At 66.7% G+C, this 15,996-nt stretch carries 12 protein-coding genes; 3 read left to right on the top strand and 9 right to left on the bottom strand.

Annotation, left to right across the window (positions count from 1 at the left end; translation table 11 throughout):
• A partial coding sequence (locus AC07YZ_RS10020) for a hypothetical protein (protein ID WP_494794631.1) occupies nucleotides 1-210 on the top strand: 210 nt, incomplete at its 5' end.
• 168 nt (nucleotides 211-378) lie between these two features.
• Here the strand turns inward: AC07YZ_RS10020 and AC07YZ_RS10015 are convergent.
• The 7 genes from AC07YZ_RS10015 to AC07YZ_RS09985 all read right to left on the bottom strand — a co-directional run bounded on the left by AC07YZ_RS10015 (nucleotide 379) and on the right by AC07YZ_RS09985 (nucleotide 10,060).
• Nucleotides 379-1,533, bottom strand: a complete 1,155-nt coding sequence (locus AC07YZ_RS10015; RefSeq protein ID WP_494794630.1) for a ribonucleotide-diphosphate reductase subunit beta — start codon at nucleotides 1,531-1,533, stop codon at nucleotides 379-381.
• A gap of 142 nt (nucleotides 1,534-1,675) precedes the next feature.
• The gene (locus AC07YZ_RS10010) at nucleotides 1,676-4,591 is read right to left on the bottom strand and encodes a ribonucleoside-diphosphate reductase subunit alpha (protein ID WP_494794629.1); all 2,916 of its coding nucleotides are present in this window, start codon (nucleotides 4,589-4,591) and stop codon (nucleotides 1,676-1,678) included.
• Nucleotides 4,592-5,041: 450 nt separating this feature from the next.
• Nucleotides 5,042-5,662: a 1,6-anhydro-N-acetylmuramyl-L-alanine amidase AmpD gene (gene ampD / locus AC07YZ_RS10005; RefSeq protein ID WP_226491559.1), complete on the bottom strand. Its 621-nt coding sequence runs from the start codon at nucleotides 5,660-5,662 to the stop codon at nucleotides 5,042-5,044.
• Nucleotides 5,652-7,160 carry a sigma-54-dependent transcriptional regulator gene (locus tag AC07YZ_RS10000; RefSeq protein WP_494794628.1) on the bottom strand — a complete coding sequence of 503 codons (1,509 nt, stop codon included), beginning with the start codon at nucleotides 7,158-7,160 and terminating at the stop codon, nucleotides 5,652-5,654. The genes ampD and AC07YZ_RS10000 overlap by 11 nt, the downstream gene beginning before the upstream one ends.
• Before the next feature lie 15 nt (nucleotides 7,161-7,175).
• The gene (locus tag AC07YZ_RS09995; protein WP_494794627.1) at nucleotides 7,176-8,975 is read right to left on the bottom strand and encodes a sensor histidine kinase; all 1,800 of its coding nucleotides are present in this window, start codon (nucleotides 8,973-8,975) and stop codon (nucleotides 7,176-7,178) included.
• A 21-nt stretch (nucleotides 8,976-8,996) separates the two neighbouring features.
• The gene (locus tag AC07YZ_RS09990) at nucleotides 8,997-9,245 is read right to left on the bottom strand and encodes a PP0621 family protein (RefSeq protein ID WP_226491562.1); all 249 of its coding nucleotides are present in this window, start codon (nucleotides 9,243-9,245) and stop codon (nucleotides 8,997-8,999) included.
• Between the two features lie 14 nt (nucleotides 9,246-9,259).
• The gene (locus tag AC07YZ_RS09985) at nucleotides 9,260-10,060 is read right to left on the bottom strand and encodes a cytochrome C assembly family protein (protein ID WP_494794626.1); all 801 of its coding nucleotides are present in this window, start codon (nucleotides 10,058-10,060) and stop codon (nucleotides 9,260-9,262) included.
• A gap of 178 nt (nucleotides 10,061-10,238) precedes the next feature.
• Here AC07YZ_RS09985 and ffh point away from each other — a divergent pair, with 178 nt between their 5' ends.
• Nucleotides 10,239-11,609 carry a signal recognition particle protein gene (gene ffh, locus AC07YZ_RS09980; protein WP_068167292.1) on the top strand — a complete coding sequence of 457 codons (1,371 nt, stop codon included), beginning with the start codon at nucleotides 10,239-10,241 and terminating at the stop codon, nucleotides 11,607-11,609.
• 46 nt (nucleotides 11,610-11,655) lie between these two features.
• On the top strand, nucleotides 11,656-12,282 hold the full coding sequence (locus AC07YZ_RS09975) for a hypothetical protein (RefSeq protein WP_226491564.1): 627 nt from the start codon (nucleotides 11,656-11,658) through the stop codon (nucleotides 12,280-12,282).
• A gap of 42 nt (nucleotides 12,283-12,324) precedes the next feature.
• Here the strand turns inward: AC07YZ_RS09975 and mdoH are convergent, their stop codons facing one another.
• Nucleotides 12,325-14,313, bottom strand: a complete 1,989-nt coding sequence (mdoH, locus tag AC07YZ_RS09970) for a glucans biosynthesis glucosyltransferase MdoH (protein ID WP_494794625.1) — start codon at nucleotides 14,311-14,313, stop codon at nucleotides 12,325-12,327.
• A complete protein-coding gene (locus AC07YZ_RS09965) occupies nucleotides 14,286-15,857 on the bottom strand; it encodes a glucan biosynthesis protein G (protein WP_494794624.1) in 1,572 nt (523 codons plus the stop codon). Before AC07YZ_RS09965 ends, mdoH begins: the two co-directional genes overlap by 28 nt.
• Nucleotides 15,858-15,996: the final 139 nt, after the last annotated feature.

Raw genomic sequence — 15,996 nt, 5'->3', positions numbered from 1 at the left:
GCTGCCTTCTTCGCAGGTGCTGCCTTCTTCGCAGGTGCTGCCTTCTTCGCAGGTGCTGCCTTCTTCGCAGGTGCTGCCTTCTTCGCAGGTGCTGCGGCCTTCTTGGCCGGGGCGGCTTTTTTAGCCGGGGCTTTTTTCGCAGTTGCCATTGTTTTCTCCTTGATCAAGTTGCAAAGAGCACTTCATCCGATCTTGATGCCGGTGAAGTGATTCAGCGCCTTGGGGTCGTGTGGATGCATCCACGGCTGGCCCCAAGGAGTTGAATCCTGTGACAAAGTCCTCCCCGCGGTGCCGAGGCATCGGGAAGAGGACTTTGAATGCTTGAAACGCATGTGATGGTCTGTCGGTGTGCAACGCGTGGCCCCGGGCCTAGGAACATCAGTCCCAGGAGAGCGCCCCGCCGGACTGGTACTCGATCACGCGGGTCTCGAAGAAATTGCGCTCCTTCTTGAGGTCGATCATTTCGCTCATCCAGGGGAACGGGTTCTCTTCGTTCGGGAACATGGGCTCCAGGCCGATCTGCGTGGCGCGCCGGTTGGCGATGTAGCGCAGGTAGCCCTTGAACATGGAAGCGTTGAGGCCCAGCACGCCGCGCGGCATGGTGTCTTCGGCGTAGCGGTATTCGAGCTCCACGGCCTTGATGAACAAGGCCTTGATCTCGGCCTTGAATTCCGGCGTCCACAGCATCGGATTTTCCAGCTTGATCGCGTTGATCAGGTCGATGCCGAAATTGCAGTGCATGGACTCGTCGCGCAGGATGTACTGGTACTGCTCAGCGGCACCCGTCATCTTGTTCTGGCGACCGAGCGCGAGAATCTGTGTGAACCCGACGTAGAAGAACAGGCCTTCCATGAGACAGGCAAACACGATCAGGCTCTTGAGCAGGGTCTGGTCGTCCTGCGCTGTGCCGGTCTTGAACGCCGGGTCCATGATCGCTTCGATGAAGGGGATCAGGAACTCGTCCTTGTCGCGGATCGACTGGACCTCGTTGTAGGCGTTGAAGATCTCGGACTCGTCCAGACCCAGCGACTCCACGATGTACTGGTAGGCGTGGGTGTGGATGGCCTCTTCAAACGCCTGGCGCAGCAGGAATTGGCGGCACTCGGGCGCCGTGATGTGGCGGTAGGTGCCCAGCACGATGTTGTTGGCGGCCAGCGAATCGGCGGTCACGAAGAAGCCGAGGTTGCGCTTGACGATGCGGCGCTCGTCTTCGGTCAGACCATTGGGATCTTTCCAGAGCGCGATGTCGCGGCTCATGTTCACTTCCTGCGGCATCCAGTGGTTGGCGCAGGTGGCGAGGTATTTTTCCCAGGCCCACTTGTACTTGAACGGCACGAGCTGGTTGACGTCGGTCTTGCCGTTGATGATGCGCTTGTCGGCCACGTTGATGCGGCGCGCGCCTGGCGTGCCTGCGCTGGCGGAAGAAGAGAGGGGGGCGTCAGACAGTGACACTGGCACACCCGGCATGCTGGTTGCCAGGGGAAGAGGTGCGGGCTTCGATGAGGGAGTGACTTGTTCGTCCCAGGTCAACATATGTGTGTCCAATTCTGCGGATTATCGAAGTGTCGGCATGAAATGCAAAGGACTCATGCGCGACGGGTGTGCTTTGTGTTGCGGTGTCGCATCGAACGCGCGAGCTTCGACACCACAACACATTGGCACGGACGGGTTCACATCACTGACAGGCTTCACAACCGGGGTCGTCGATGGCGCAGAACTTGATGTCGGTGGCGGGCTCCACCATCGCTTCACTGGTCGCGACCGGCGCACCCAAAGCGGTGTCGTTGCTGGTCATCGAAACGGCGTTGAGTTGACCCGTGCGACCGGTCGATTTTTCGACCTGGGTCGCCGATGTGGTGCGCAGGTAGTAGGTGGTCTTGAGACCACGCAGCCATGCGAGCTTGTAGGTGTCATCGAGCTTCTTGCCCGAGGCGCCGGCCATGTAGATGTTCAGGCTCTGTGCCTGGTCGATCCATTTCTGGCGCCGCGCAGCGGCTTCCACCAGCCACAGCGGTTCCACTTCGAACGCGGTGGCGTAGAGCGCCTTCACTTCTTGTGGCACGCGGTCGATGGGGCGCAAGGAACCGTCGAAGTGCTTGAGGTCCATGACCATCACGTCGTCCCACAGGCCCAGGCGCTTGAGGTCTTTCACAAGGTAGCTGTTGATGACGGTGAACTCGCCCGAGAGGTTGGACTTCACCGAGAGGTTGCCGAAGCAGGGTTCGATGGAGGCGTCCACACCGATGATGTTGGAGATGGTCGCGGTCGGTGCGATGGCCACACAGTTGGAGTTGCGCATGCCGTCCTGCGCGATCTTCTGGCGCAGCGCGTCCCAGTCCAGGCTGCTGGAGCGGTCCACGTCCACATAGCCACCGCGCTCGCACGCCAGCAGGTCCAGCGTGTCGGGAGGCAGGATGCCCTGGTCCCACAGCGATCCCTTGAAGCTGCTGTAGCGACCGCGTTCGCGGGCGAGTTCGGTGGAGGCCCAGTACGCGTAGTAGCAAACGGCTTCCATGGATCGATCGGCGAACTCCACCGCCTCGTTGGAGGCGTACGGGATGCGCAGCTCGTACAGGGCGTCCTGGAAGCCCATGACACCCAGGCCCACCGGGCGATGGCGCATGTTGGAGTCGCGTGCTTTCTTGACCGCGTAGTAGTTGATGTCGATCACGTTGTCGAGCATGCGCATCGCGGTCTTGATCGTGCGCTGCAGCTTGTCGTGGTCCAGCTGACGGGAGCCTTCGGTGGACCCGCTCTTGACGTGGTTGAGCAGGTTGACCGAACCCAGGTTGCAGACGGCGGTTTCGGTGTCGCTGGTGTTGAGCGTGATCTCGGTGCAGAGGTTGGAGCTGTGCACCACGCCGGCCTGCTGCTGTGGCGAGCGCACATTGCAGGCGTCCTTGAAGGTGATCCAGGGGTGGCCGGTTTCGAACAGCATCGAGAGCATCTTGCGCCACAGGTCGGTGGCGGGCAGCTTGCGGTAGGGCTTGATCTCGCCGCGCGCGGCCTTCTCTTCGTAGGCCACATAGGCGCGCTCGAAGTCGGCGCCAAAGCGGTCGTGCAGGTCGGGCACGTCGTTGGGCGAGAACAGGCTCCACTCGCCCTTTTCCATCACGCGCTTCATGAACAGATCGGGGATCCAGTTGGCCGTGTTCATGTCGTGCGTGCGGCGGCGGTCGTCGCCGGTGTTCTTGCGCAGCTCCAGAAATTCTTCGATGTCCAGGTGCCAGGTTTCCAGGTAGGTGCAGACCGCACCCTTGCGCTTGCCGCCCTGGTTCACCGCGACGGCGGTGTCATTGACGACCTTGAGGAAGGGCACGACCCCTTGCGATTCGCCGTTGGTGCCCTTGATGTGGCTGCCCAGGGCGCGCACGCGGGTCCAGTCGTTGCCCAGGCCGCCGGCGAACTTGGAGAGCAGCGCGTTTTCCTTGATGGATTCGTAGATGCCATCGAGGTCGTCGGGCACGGTGGTCAGGTAGCAGCTGGAGAGCTGCGAGCGCAGCGTACCGCTGTTGAACAGGGTGGGCGTGGACGACATGAAGTCGAACGAAGACAGCACTTCGTAGAACTCGATGGCGCGCGCTTCGCGGTCGATCTCATTGAGCGACAGGCCCATGGCCACGCGCATGAAGAAAGCCTGTGGCAGTTCGATACGGCTCTTGCGCACATGCAGGAAGTAGCGGTCGTACAGGGTCTGCAGGCCGAGGTAGTCGAACTGCAGATCGCGCTCGGGCTTGAGCGCGGCACCCAGGCGGGCCAGGTCGAACTGCTGCAGCCGCTCGTCGAGCAGTTCGTTCTGCACACCTTTCTTGATGAACTGCGGGAAGTAGTCGGCGTAGCGTGCGCCCATGTCGCTGGAGGGCACTTCTTCGCCGATCACTTCCTTCACGATGGTGTGCAGCAGCAGGCGCGCGGTGGCGTAGGTGTAGTCGGGGTCTTTTTCGATCAGGGTGCGCGCGGCCAGGATGGAGGCCTTGTAGACCTCTTCGATCGGCACGCCGTCGTACAGGTTGCGCTTGGTCTCGGCGACGATGGGGTCGGCCTTGACGTCTTTGCCCAGGCCCTTGCACGCGTCTTCGATCAGGTGTTGCAGGCGGTTCAGGTCCAGGGGGACCCGCTGGCCGCCATCCATCACGTGCAGCAGGGCTTCGGCGGGTTTGGCTTCCTCGGCCTGGTGGGCACGTTCCTGGGTGCGGCGCTCTCGGTACAGCACGTAGGCGCGGGCGACTTCGTGGTGACCGCTGCGCATCAGGCCGAGCTCCACGTGGTCTTGCACGTCTTCGATGTGGAAGGTGCCGCCGCCCGGGCGCGAACGCATCAGCGCGCGCACCACCGTCTGCGTCAGCGCGTCCACGGTTTCGCGCACGCTGGCCGATGCAGCGCCCTGGGTGCCGTGCACCGCCAGGAAAGCTTTCATCAGGGCCACGGCGATCTTGCTGGGCTCGAAGGGGACGACCGCGCCATTGCGGCGAATGATCTGGTAGTTGGCGAAAACCGGGCTGGCGGTGGCATGCGCCACGGTGCCGAAGGCGCCAGCGGCGGGAGCGGCAGAAGCGGTGCTCAAAGGGGAGGGGGATTGGGCTGTCAGCATGGGTCCTCTTTCATTTGTTGTTGGTGGCCTGCCCCGGTGCCGTGCGGCTGGGCAGGTGTTGGGCGGGCCGGTTTCAGGGCCGTGTCGGGCGGTGTGCGGAGGCTGCGGACCGGGGTCGGCGTGCCACGGCAGAAGGCCGTCAGCGTGAAATGCGCTGGTGCCGCGAAAGCACAGGGCACACTATATCTGGTGTGTCGGTGCCATTCAAGCCACTACCGGTAGCGTTTGAAAAAAAATATGGGTGCACCCGATTGGGGCTTTTCGGTGGGCGAAAAAACGCCCGAGAGCCCACTTGCCTGTCGCCGGTTCCATGGTCCGGAACGCCCCGGATTTTCTGGAACCTTGTTGGGAGAACCCAGTGATTTCGAACCCTCTGGGCGGATTCGGGTCTGAAAGCCGCGTCGATGCGGGCGGTGAAGAATCGGCTGCGGTTGCCGATGCGCGGGCGGCTCAATCGTCAGCGGTGAAAACCCGGTCTGTGTCTTCGGGAAAACACCGACGTGGCCAACCCAGGCCCCGCCGCAGCTGCGACCAGTCAAAGCCCGGCCCCGGGTCCTGCTTGCGTCCGGGCGCAATGTGCTCGTGGCCCGCCACATGGGCCACCGGATAACGTGTGCGCAGGCTGGCACACAAGCGGATCAGCGCGAGGTACTGCGCCGTCTCGAAGCGGTCGCCCTCCAGGCCCTCGAGCTCGATGCCGATGGAGTCGTCGTTGCAGTTGTCGCGTCCCCGCCAGCACGACGCGCCGGCGTGCCAGGCGCGGGCGCCGGCGTCGACGAACTGCACCAGCTCGCCATCGCGCCGGATGAAGAAATGCGAGGACACTTCCATGCCCCGGATCTGTTCGAAGTAGGGATGGGCTTGCCAGTCGAGCTGGTTGGTGAAGAGCTGTTCCACCTCGGGGCCGCCATAGACGCCGGGGGGCAGGCTGATGGAGTGGATGACGATCAGGTCGATGTGTGCGCCGTGGGGGCGTGGCCCGAAATTGGGCGAGGGGCAATGCCGGGCCGCATCCAGCCAGCCGCCGTTCCAGTGCCAGCGGGGGGCTGCGTGCCTGGTTTCAGCCCGCATCGTTGTCGTCCGAGGGCATGGCAATGCCGAGCCGCTGGATGCGGTAGCGCATCTGGCGCAGGTTGAGCCCCAGCCGGGCCGCCGCGGCGGTGCGGTTGTAGTCGGTTTCCTTGAGGGCCTGGAGCAGCACCTGGCGCTCCTGCTGGTCCAGGTAGGTCTGCAGATCGGCCGGAATGCCGGGGCACGGCGGAGGGGCCGCTGCGTCGGCGTCGGTCGGTGGCAAGGGCTCGATGCTGGCCGGGATCGTGTCCAGTGCGGTGTCGCCGAAGTCGTCGGGCTCGATGGTGTGGCCGCTGCTCAGCGCCAGGGCGCGCTGCAGCAGGTTTTCGAGCTCGCGCACATTGCCCGGCAGGTCCCGCGACTGAAGCCATTGCAGCGCCGCGCCGGACAATCCGGGCACGGCTTGCCCGGTCTCGTTGCAGATGCGTTGCAGCAGCGCGTGGGCCAGCTCGGGCAGGTCTTCGCGTCGGTCGCGCAGCGCGGGGGTGCGCAGTTCGATCACGTTGAGCCGGTAGAACAGGTCTTGCCGGAATTCCCCGGTCTTGACCAGCGCACCGAGATCGCGGTGGGTGGCACTGACCAGACGCACGTCCACCGCCTCGTCCTGCACGCCGCCGAGCGGGCGCACGCGCCGTTCCTGGATCACGCGCAGCAGCTTGGCCTGCATGGCCAGCGGGAGATCGCCGATCTCGTCGAGAAACAGGGTGCCGCCCTTGGCCGCCTGGAAGTAGCCTTCGCGGTCTTGCGTGGCGCCGGTGTAGGCGCCCTTGCGCACGCCGAAGAACTCGGCCTCGATCAGACTTTCCGGGATGGCGCCGCAGTTGACCGCGACGAGCGGGCCCGCGGCGCGGTGGCTGCATTCGTGCACCGCGCGCGCCACCAGTTCCTTGCCCGTGCCCGACTCGCCCAGGATCAATACCGGGGCCATGCTGGTGGCCACCTTTTCAATGCGGCCCTTGATCTGCGCGATGCTGGGCGCGTCGCCCACGATGCGCGTCAGGGCGCGCACGCCATCGGGCGGCGGTGGGGCGCTGCGCAGCTCGGCGATGGACGACGCGATCGCCGCGCGCGGACCGTCGGTTGGGGTGCGTTGCTGCAGCACCGCGGGCACATGGCGCTGGCTTTGCAGCGCGGCCAACACCGCGGCGCGCAGCTGCTTGAGATCAACCGGTTTGGTCAGGTAGTCGAACGCGCCGGTCTTGAGCGCTTCCACGGCGTTTTCGGCCGAACCGTAGGCGGTGATGACGATGCACCTTTCGGTGCGCTGGCTGGTGCTGAGTTCGCGCAGCAGCTCCAGGCCCAGGCCGTCGGGCAAGCGCATGTCGGTGATGAGCACATCAAACCGCTGCTGGGCCAGCCATTCGCGGGCCTGGGCCAGGTCCTGGGCCGAGACCACCTGGTGGCCTTCGCGCAGCAGCGTCAGCTCGTAGAGCGTGCGCAGATCGGGCTCGTCGTCGACGACCAACACGGAGGCGGTGACGGGGGTGGGGGTGGGCATCTTGTGGCTCGGGCGTCAGCGGGGCGAACGGGGCAGATCACCCGGCAGGAGCGAGCCGGGGCGCGTGAGGCTGGGGATCGAGTCGCCTGGGGGGTACGAGAGGCTTTGCTGGACCGGTTGGCGTGGCGCGTTGGCCGACGACGCCATGAGCACGTAGAACTCGTTGCCTTCGCGCTGGTCCAGCCGGCTGCGCTGGTAGGCGATCTGGGCGCCATACCGTTCGCACAGCTCGCGGCAGATGTAGAGACCCAGACCGCTGGAACGGCTCTCGGAGGAGAAGAACGGTTCGAACAGGTGGCGCAGCACGCCGGCTTCCAGCGGTGCGCCATCGCTCCAGACCGACAGGCGGATGCGGTCGCTTCCGCTGGGCTGGGTGATGACACGGATCGACGACGCGGTGCGGCTGGCGTGGTGCAGCGCGTTGTCGAGCAGGTTGATCAGCAGGCGGCGCAGGTGCTCGGGGTCGAAGCCGACGTGGGCCGTGGCTGCGTGGGTGTGTACCCCGAGCACGCGCTGGGCCTGGTTCTGCCGGATCCATTCGTGCGTGATCTGTCGCACCGTGTGGTCCAGCGGCAGCACCGGGGGGGCGCCATCGCCCCGGGTGGGCTGGACGCGTGCGACGTTGAGAATGTCGTCCACGATGCGCGAAAGCCGTTGCGCGTTCTGTTCGATCATGCGGGTGAGCCGTTTCTGTCCGGGTTCCTGCACTTCTTCGTCCAGCAGCGCGTTGGCTTGGGTGATGGCCGATAGCGGGTTGCGGATCTCGTGCGCCACGGCGGCCGACATGCGGCCCATGGAGGCCAGTTTTTCGGTGCGCACCTGGGCCTCGACCTCGCGCAGGTCTTCGAGAAACAGCACGCACAGCCCGGCGCGACGCCCGCCCTGCGCACTGGTCAACCGTGTGCGCGCGAACAGCCGGTGGGTGGTGAGCTCATCAAGGTCGATGCGGACTTCCGACTCCATCGGATGCCCGACCGCAAAGGTTTCGCTCACCAGGTTGGCCAGCCCTTCCCAAGCCGGCCGGGCCGAGAGCAGCAGCTTGGCGCCACGTGGGTAGTCCTCGCCCATCAGCATGAACTGGGCGGCCGGGTTGGCGTTGCGCACCACACTGTGCGGATCGACCACCAGCACACCTTCGCTCAGGCTCTCGATCACGAGTTCGTTGACCTGCGCCTGCGTGCGCGCAGCGGCCTGGCTGCTCAAGGCCAGGGCTTCCTCGCGCGCCAGGCGCAGCGCCAGTTGGTTGGCCAGCACCGCCACCAGGAAGAAGCCGGTGCCGGTCAGGCCCGACTGCAGGAAGCGCGAGGTGGACACCTCGCTGAGTACCGTGGCACTCAGGGCGGCCTCGCCCAGCATGTACAGCGTGATGCTGGCCGCGGTCGCCAGTGCCAGCGTCAAGGACCCGAGGATGGCGGCCAGCAGCACCGGCAGCGCAAACAGCGGCGTGTAGTTGATGCCGCCTTGCTGGAAGTGCTGCAGCAGGGCGAAGGCCAGCAGATCGACGCCGATGGTCAGCAGCCACTGGAACTGGAAGGGTTTGCCCAGCTCGGTCGGGTGCGACCAGATCAGCACCGCCAGGGTGGCGCTCAGGTGCACGGCGCAGACCAGGATGAGCCAGTCGGGGCCGCCTGAGCCGGTGACTACCACGAAGACCTGCAGCGCCAGCAGCACCACCGCGATGAACACCCGCGCCCGCATGAAGGCGCGCCAGAGCCGGAAGAAGGCGTGTTGCCGCTTTTCGCGGTTGTGCGCGCTGTTGCCCTCGAAGGCGGAAAACCAGGAGGGCGCAAACTGGGAGGTGACGTCCCTGGCCATGTCAGTGGACGGTGTGGGGCGTCACCGCGACGCCCCCTCGTGCTGCTGGCGGTGTTCGGGGCAGCAATACGCGCCCAATCGGCCGGTGAGCGCTTCGCTTTCGGGCAGGTGCGTGCCACAGTGCTGGCACGCCACCATGACCATCGGCGTGCGTGACGCACGGGGTTGGGGTGGCTTGGGCGAAGTGCCCTCGTCCGGCCCGATCTGGCGGTTGTTGCGCCAGATCCAGAAGGCCACGACCAGCACGGCCAGAACGAGCAGGAATTTCATGGACAGATACCCGTTCAGGCCCGTGACAACACGACTTCGAGCACGAAGCGCGATCCGACGTAGCCCAGCAGCAGAAAGCCCGCGGCCAGGTACAGCGTGCGCACGGCGACGCGCCCGCGCCAGCCCAAGCGCCAGCGGCCCCACAGCAGCACCCCCATGGTCAGCCAGGAAAGCACAGAAAACACGGTCTTGTGGTCCCAGGTCCAACGGTGGTTGAGCGTCTCGGAAAACCACCCGCCCGCCAGCAGCGTGGCGCTGAGCAGGGCAAAACCGGCGGCCACGAAACGGAACGTCAGCCGCTCCAGTGTCAGCAGCGGCACGGGGGTCTCGGTGGCGGCGCCACTGCGCATCGATTTTTCCGCCCGCTGCATCAACCAGGCGTGCACCACCGCGGCGCCGATCAGGCCGTAGGAGGCGATGCCCAGGGCCCAGTGCAGTGGCAACCAGTTCGAGCGCAGGGCCGGGTAGGGGGAGCCGGGAAACACCAGGGCGAGCAACACGGCGAGGGTTCCCAGCACGGCCAGCGTCCAGCGCGCCCGCAGTTCGGGGTACAGGCGGCTCTCGATCAGGTAGACCGTGAGCACCAGCCAGGCGGTGACGGAGAGTGCCGGCGCAAAGCCGAAACGCACCGGTTGTTCGAGCAGGCCCGAGGCCAGCACCAGCAGGTGCAGCAGCCAGGCCGTGGCCAGCACGAAACGGGTCTGCCCCGGCGTCATGCGGGGGTGAGCCCAGGCCAGGACGGCATACGACAGCGCCGCCACGGCCGAGAGCAGCGCAGCGGGGGGATTCGTCGCAAGGGCGGGCAGCAGGTTCATTGGGTCGGCGTCGGACGCAACGTGTGGGCGCAGGGCGCAGCTAAAATCAGCACCACAGTTTAACGGCCTTGCCCGCAGCAGCCCCGAGGGGCTGCGGCCCACCCCCCAGACACGCAGACCCCGCGGCCCGAGCCCGCAGCCTGCGCCACGGCGGCCTTTTTCACCACCCGAGCGCACCATGGCATCAGCCCTCTCCGACCGTCTCTCACGCATCGTCAAGGAAATGCGCGGCCAGGCCCGCATCACCGAGGCCAATGTCACCGACATGCTGCGCGAGGTGCGCATGGCCCTGCTGGAGGCCGACGTGGCCCTGCCCGTGGTGCGCGACTTCATCGCCCGCGTGAAGGAAAAAGCGCTGGGCCAGGAGGTGGTGGGCTCGCTCACACCGGGCCAGGTGCTGGTGAGCGTGGTCAACCGCGAACTCGCGGCCACCATGGGCGACGGCGTGGCCGACATCAACCTCGCGGCGCAGCCGCCCGCCGTCATTCTGATGGCGGGCCTGCAGGGCGCCGGTAAAACCACCACCACCGCCAAGCTGGCCAAGCACCTGATCGAGAAGCGCAAGAAGAAGGTGCTCACGGTCTCGGGCGACGTCTACCGCCCCGCCGCGATCGAGCAGCTCAAGACCGTGACCGCGCAGGCCGGGGCCGAGTGGTTTCCCAGCACGCCCGATCAGAAGCCGGTGGACATTGCGCGCGCCGCCATCGACTACGCGCGCAAGCACTATTTCGATGTGCTGCTGGTGGACACGGCCGGCCGCCTCGCCATCGACGAAGCGCTGATGCGCGAGATCCAGGAGCTGCACGCGGTGCTCAAGCCGGTGGAGACCCTGTTCGTGGTGGACGCGATGCAGGGCCAGGACGCGATCAACACCGCCAAGGCCTTCAGCGCCGCGCTGCCGCTGACCGGCATCGTGCTCACCAAGCTCGATGGCGACTCGCGCGGAGGCGCGGCGCTGTCGGTGCGGCAGGTGACGGGGGCGCCGATCAAGTTTGCCGGCGTGTCCGAAAAGCTCGATGGCCTGGAGGTGTTCGACGCCGAGCGCCACGCCGGGCGCATCCTGGGCATGGGCGACATCCTCGCGCTGGTGGAGCAGGTCACGGCCGGGGTCGACATGGCCGCGGCCCAGAAGCTGGCGGCCAAGGTCAAGAGCGGGGAAGGCTTCGATCTGAACGACTTCCTGGACCAGATCCGCCAGATGAAGCAGATGGGCGGACTCTCCAGTTTCATGGACAAGCTGCCCAGCGCGATGGCGGCCAAGGCCAGCGAGGCCGATCTGAGCCGTGCCGAAAAGGACATCAAGCGCAAGGAAGGCATCATCTGCAGCATGACGCTCAAGGAGCGCAGCCGCCCCGAGATCATCAAGGCCACGCGCAAGCGCCGCATCGCCGCCGGTGCGGGCGTGCATGTGCAGGAGGTCAACCGGCTGCTCAAGGAATTCGAGCAGATGCAGGGCATGATGAAGAAGATGAAGGGCGGCGGCCTCATGAAGATGATGAAGCGCATGGGCGGCATGAAAGGCATGCCCAAGTTGCCCGGCATGGGTTGATCGAAGTCAAACCCGATCATGGGGGCGCGGCCCATACTCGCGCCGCATGTTGTTTGCCCTAGAACTGTCGCTGGCCCTCCTGTCCCTGGGTGTGGCCCTGTGGCTGCGGCCCTGGCGCATGCTCCGCGGGCCCTTGCTGACACCTGCGCTGGCCGCGGTGGCGCTGTTGCCCTGGCTCTGGCTGCTGCCGCAGAAAATGCCTCAGGGTCTGCAGGTGCAGCTCTCGGGCGCCTGTCTGCTGGTGCTCATGCTGGGTTGGCCGTTGGCGGTGCTGGTGCTGGCGCTGGTGGCGCTGGCGGTGGGTCTGATCGGCCAGTCGGGTCTTGCCGCGACGCTCTCCCAGTGGGTCTGGATCGGGCTGGTGCCGGCCACGCTCGCGTTGGGCATTGGCGCGGTGCTGCGTCGCTGGTTGCCACCCAACCCCTTCGTCTACACCCTGGGCCGAGGTTTTCTGGGCACCGCCGCCGCCATGTTTCTGGCGGGCATGGTGCGGGAGTTCGGTTACCGCCTGGCCGGCGGTGTGGCGCTGGAGCAGGCGCTGGTCGCGCGCTGGCTCATGGCCTGGGGCGATGCCTTCCTCACCGGCATGTTCACAGCGATCTTCGTGGCCTTTGTGCCGAGCTGGCTGGCCACCTGGTCCGATGAGCGCTACCTGAAGCCGCCTCCTGAATGAAATGAAACACCCCGCCGCGCTTCACGCGGCGGGGTGTTTCATTCAAGCCGCGGCCAGCCGGCTGGCGTGGCGCCAGGCGCGGCGCAACACCGCTGGGGACCAGGACTCTTCCGGGATCAACAGCACGCCGCGCGAACGCATCCAGGTGCCCAGGTCCACGTGGCTGGTCGCCACGGTCAGAGGCACCGACAGCAGCAGCGGCAGGGCCACGGGGGCGAGCCAGATCAGCGCCTCAGCGTTGATGGCGGCGACACCCAAGGCCAGCAGGCCGATCACGGCGCTCATGGGGGCCAGACGCACCGTGGCGTCGCGCCAGGTCACGCCGGCCGCTTCGCGCGGGGGCGACTTCCATTCCAGCTTCAGGCCGGTGATCGCCACCAGCACGAACAGCGAATGCGCCAGCATGCGGATGGGCGCCTGCAGCAGGGCCAGCAGGGTTTCCACCGCGGCGCTGCCCAGCAGGCCGGCGGCCCCGCCAAAGGACCTCTGCTCGCCCTTGAGGAACACAGCCAGCAGGCCCAGCACACGCGGCAGGAACAGCATGGACAGGGTCCAGGCCCACAGGCCACGCAGTTCGGCCGGCACGGCGTGCCAGAGCGACGGCGCGCTGGAGTCCGACATCCACAGCGCGGTGCCGAAGGTCAGGAAGGCCAGCCACAGCGGCGCCGACAGGTAGGACATGGCGCCAATGGCGAACATGGTACGGTGCACGCGGTGGATGCCGGGCTCGGCCATCAGGCGGGCGTTCTGCAGGTTGCCCTGGCACCAGCGACGGTCGCGCTGCAGCTCGCTCAGCAGGTCGGGCGGCTGCTGTTCGTAGCTGCCGGTGAGGTCGGAGACCAGCCAGACGTGGTAGCCGGCGCGGCGCATCAGCGCGGCCTCGACGAAGTCGTGGCTCATGATGCCGCCGGACATGCCGCCCGTGCCCTTGATCGGGGCCAGCGCGCAGTGCCGCATGAAGGGTTCGACGCGGATGATGGCGTTGTGGCCCCAGTAGTGGGACTCGCCCAGTTGCCAGAACTGCATGCCCAGCGTGAACAGGCGGCCGGTCACGCGCGAGGCGAACTGCTGCGCCCGTGCGTGCAGGGTGGCGTGGCCGATGGCCTGCGTGGCCGTCTGCACGATGCCCGCGCGGGGGTTGGCTTCCATCAGCTTGACCATGGAGACCAGGCAGCTGCCGCTCATGACGCTGTCGGCGTCGAGCACCACCATGTAGCGGTAGTCCTTGCCCCAGCGGCGGCAGAAGTCGGCCACGTTGCCGGCCTTGCGGTGGGTGCGGCGCGTGCGCAGGCGGTAGTACACCTCGATCTGCGGCAGGTCGGGCTGGGCGGCGAGCGCGGCGCGCAGGTCTTCCCAGGCACCGCGTTCGGCCGCGGCGATGGCCGGGTCGTAGCTGTCGGAGAGCACGAACACGTCGAACTGCCGCGCGTGGCCGGTGCCGGCGAGCGATTCGCAGGTGGCGCGCAGACCGGCGAACACGGTGGACACGTCCTCGTTGCAGATCGGCATGATGATCGCCGTGCGCGCATCAGGGTTCATGGGGTGGTGTCGCACCGTGGCGGCCGAGAGCGTGTGGGCGTCGCCGCGCAGCGAGACCCAGAAGCCCATCAGTGCGGTCACGAAGCCTGTGACGACCCAGGCCGAAAGCACCACGAACAACACCAGCTGGCCGGTCTGCAGCCAGGTGTTCTCGTGCACGGGCTGGGCGTCGGCGAACAGGCTGGCCGCCAGCGCCGTGCTCAGCACGGTGAGCAGCACGAACACGCCGCGGCGCAGGTTGGCGGCCCGTTCCCAGGCCATGGGGGCGGGGGCCTCCACGGCCGGCGTGGCGGGCGTGCGCGGGGGCAGCACGCTGCTGGCCGCGCTCAGCAGGGCCGTGCCGATGCTGTTCCAGAACCCCCGCCAGGGGCGCGGCACCATGGAGCCACGGTTGATCGGTGGCGCGGTGACGGCGTTCGGGTGGCGTTCCTCGCGCAGCAGGCTGCGCGCCGACGGTGTGGCGCTCATTCGGGAAGCAGTAGATGTGTCCATGTTTCGCTCACGGTGTCGTTGTTGTGTTGGAGAAAGGCGCGCAGCTCGACCGGCTGGGCCGGGTCGATGCGCTGCACGCGCAGGGTCACGCGCCAGCTGCGCGTGGCGGGGTTGGGGTAGGCCAGCTGTTCGAGCACCCGGCCGTTGGCGTTGCTGCTCACCATGGCGCGCACCGGCGCGTCGGCGGGCAGGGCGTCCAGGGCGGGGCCGGCGAAGTCGATCACGTACTGCGGCTGGCCGATCTGCTCGGCCGCGCTGAGCTTGGTGTAGCCGTAGCCGCGGCGGGTCTGCGTGACCCAGGACGAGGGTGGGCGCTGCTGCGTCTCGCCCTGCCAGTGCAGTTCGTAGGCCCATTCCAGCGGCTGCCCGGGCGCGGGCAGGCGGGCCGGCACCCAGTACGCCACGATGTTGTCGTGCGTCTCGTCGGGCGTGGGCAGTTGCATCAGTTCGACCCGGCCAGGGCCCCAGTCGCCCAGGGGTTTGACCCAGGCGCTGGGGCGGCGCTCGTAGCGGGCCTCCACGTCCTGGAAGCTGGCGAAGTTGCGGTCGCGCTGCATCAGGCCGAAGCCGCGCGGGTTGCTCATGGTGAAGGAGCTCACCGCCGGCGACTTGGGGCGCTGCAGCGGGCGCCAGAGCCACTCGCCCTCGCCCGTGACCATCATCAGGCCGTCGGAGTCGTGCACCTCGGGGCGGAAGTCGCCGGGCATGGGCTGGTTTTCACCCGAGAGGAACATGCTGGTCAGCGGCGCCAGACCCAGCGTGGCCACCGGGCCCGCACCCTGGCGCAGGAACACCCGGGCGGTCACGGTGGTGACGGTTTCCGTGCCCGGGCGCACCACGAAGCGGTAGGCACCGGTGCTGCGCGGCGATTCCAACAGCGCGTAGATCGTCAGTTCCTTGGCGTCTGGCGTCGGGCGCACCAGCCAGAACTCGGTGAAACGCGGGAACTCCTCGCCGCTGCCGCCCACCGTGTCGATGGCCAGGCCGCGGGCCGACAGGCCGTACTGCTGGTCCATGCCCAGGGCGCGGAAGTAGCTCGCGCCCTGGAACACGATCAGTTCGTCCTTGTAGGCGGTCGAATTCAGCGGGTAGTGCACGCGAAAACCGGCGTGGCCGAGGTCGCCCCAGGCCTTGGTGTCGAGGGTGTTGTGGCCGAAGTGGAAGTCTTCGCTGCGGTAGGGCAGGTGACGCACCGTGCCGTCGGGCGCGATTTCGTGGATGCGCACCGGGGCGGTCTGGTACAGGCCGAGGTGGAAATACTGGGCCTCGAAGGGCAATGCTTCGGCGCGCCAGGTTCCTCGGTCGGGCCGGAACCGGATGTCGCGCACCTGGTCGTAGTCCAGGGCGGCGAGGTCGGCGGGCAGCTTGTCGCCATTTGACTGAAAGGGTTTCTGGGCGCGGGTCTGGGCCAACACGGTCAGGCTGTCCCAGTTGATGCGTTGGGCATGGGCGCAAGCCCCGGCCAGCATGAACAACAGGGCGCCCAGGGTGTTGCGCGCGCTCAGGCGTCGACGGGTGGGAATCGGGTGAATATCCAGGGGCATGCCTGAATAAGGGCAAACCCTGTGCCAGCCTGAGAAAATCCTTTTAAATCAAAGGCTTGTTCTCTGGGTGGTGATTTTTGGGGCCTGAACGGGTCTCCGAGGCGGTCCAAACCCCGGGTTTTTGTCGCCGTTCGGCGAC

The sequence above is a fragment of the Hydrogenophaga sp. GW101-3F08 genome (genome assembly GCF_059424585.1).
The sequence above is the reverse complement of the archived record's forward strand: the minus strand, read 5'-3'. Positions and strand labels throughout refer to the sequence as shown.

What these genes read in the sequence shown, in the direction of transcription:
- AC07YZ_RS09985 (WP_494794626.1), bottom strand. Translation starts at nt 10,060, where the DNA reads ATGAACCTGCTGCCCGCCCTTGCGACGAATCCCCCCGCTGCGCTGCTC.
- ffh (WP_068167292.1), top strand. Translation starts at nt 10,239, where the DNA reads ATGGCATCAGCCCTCTCCGACCGTCTCTCACGCATCGTCAAGGAAATG.
- AC07YZ_RS09965 (WP_494794624.1), bottom strand. Translation starts at nt 15,857, where the DNA reads ATGCCCCTGGATATTCACCCGATTCCCACCCGTCGACGCCTGAGCGCG.
- ampD (WP_226491559.1), bottom strand. Translation starts at nt 5,662, where the DNA reads ATGCGGGCTGAAACCAGGCACGCAGCCCCCCGCTGGCACTGGAACGGC.
- AC07YZ_RS09995 (WP_494794627.1), bottom strand. Translation starts at nt 8,975, where the DNA reads ATGGCCAGGGACGTCACCTCCCAGTTTGCGCCCTCCTGGTTTTCCGCC.
- AC07YZ_RS10010 (WP_494794629.1), bottom strand. Translation starts at nt 4,591, where the DNA reads ATGCTGACAGCCCAATCCCCCTCCCCTTTGAGCACCGCTTCTGCCGCT.
- AC07YZ_RS10015 (WP_494794630.1), bottom strand. Translation starts at nt 1,533, where the DNA reads ATGTTGACCTGGGACGAACAAGTCACTCCCTCATCGAAGCCCGCACCT.
- AC07YZ_RS09990 (WP_226491562.1), bottom strand. Translation starts at nt 9,245, where the DNA reads ATGAAATTCCTGCTCGTTCTGGCCGTGCTGGTCGTGGCCTTCTGGATC.
- AC07YZ_RS10000 (WP_494794628.1), bottom strand. Translation starts at nt 7,160, where the DNA reads ATGCCCACCCCCACCCCCGTCACCGCCTCCGTGTTGGTCGTCGACGAC.
- AC07YZ_RS09975 (WP_226491564.1), top strand. Translation starts at nt 11,656, where the DNA reads ATGTTGTTTGCCCTAGAACTGTCGCTGGCCCTCCTGTCCCTGGGTGTG.
- mdoH (WP_494794625.1), bottom strand. Translation starts at nt 14,313, where the DNA reads ATGGACACATCTACTGCTTCCCGAATGAGCGCCACACCGTCGGCGCGC.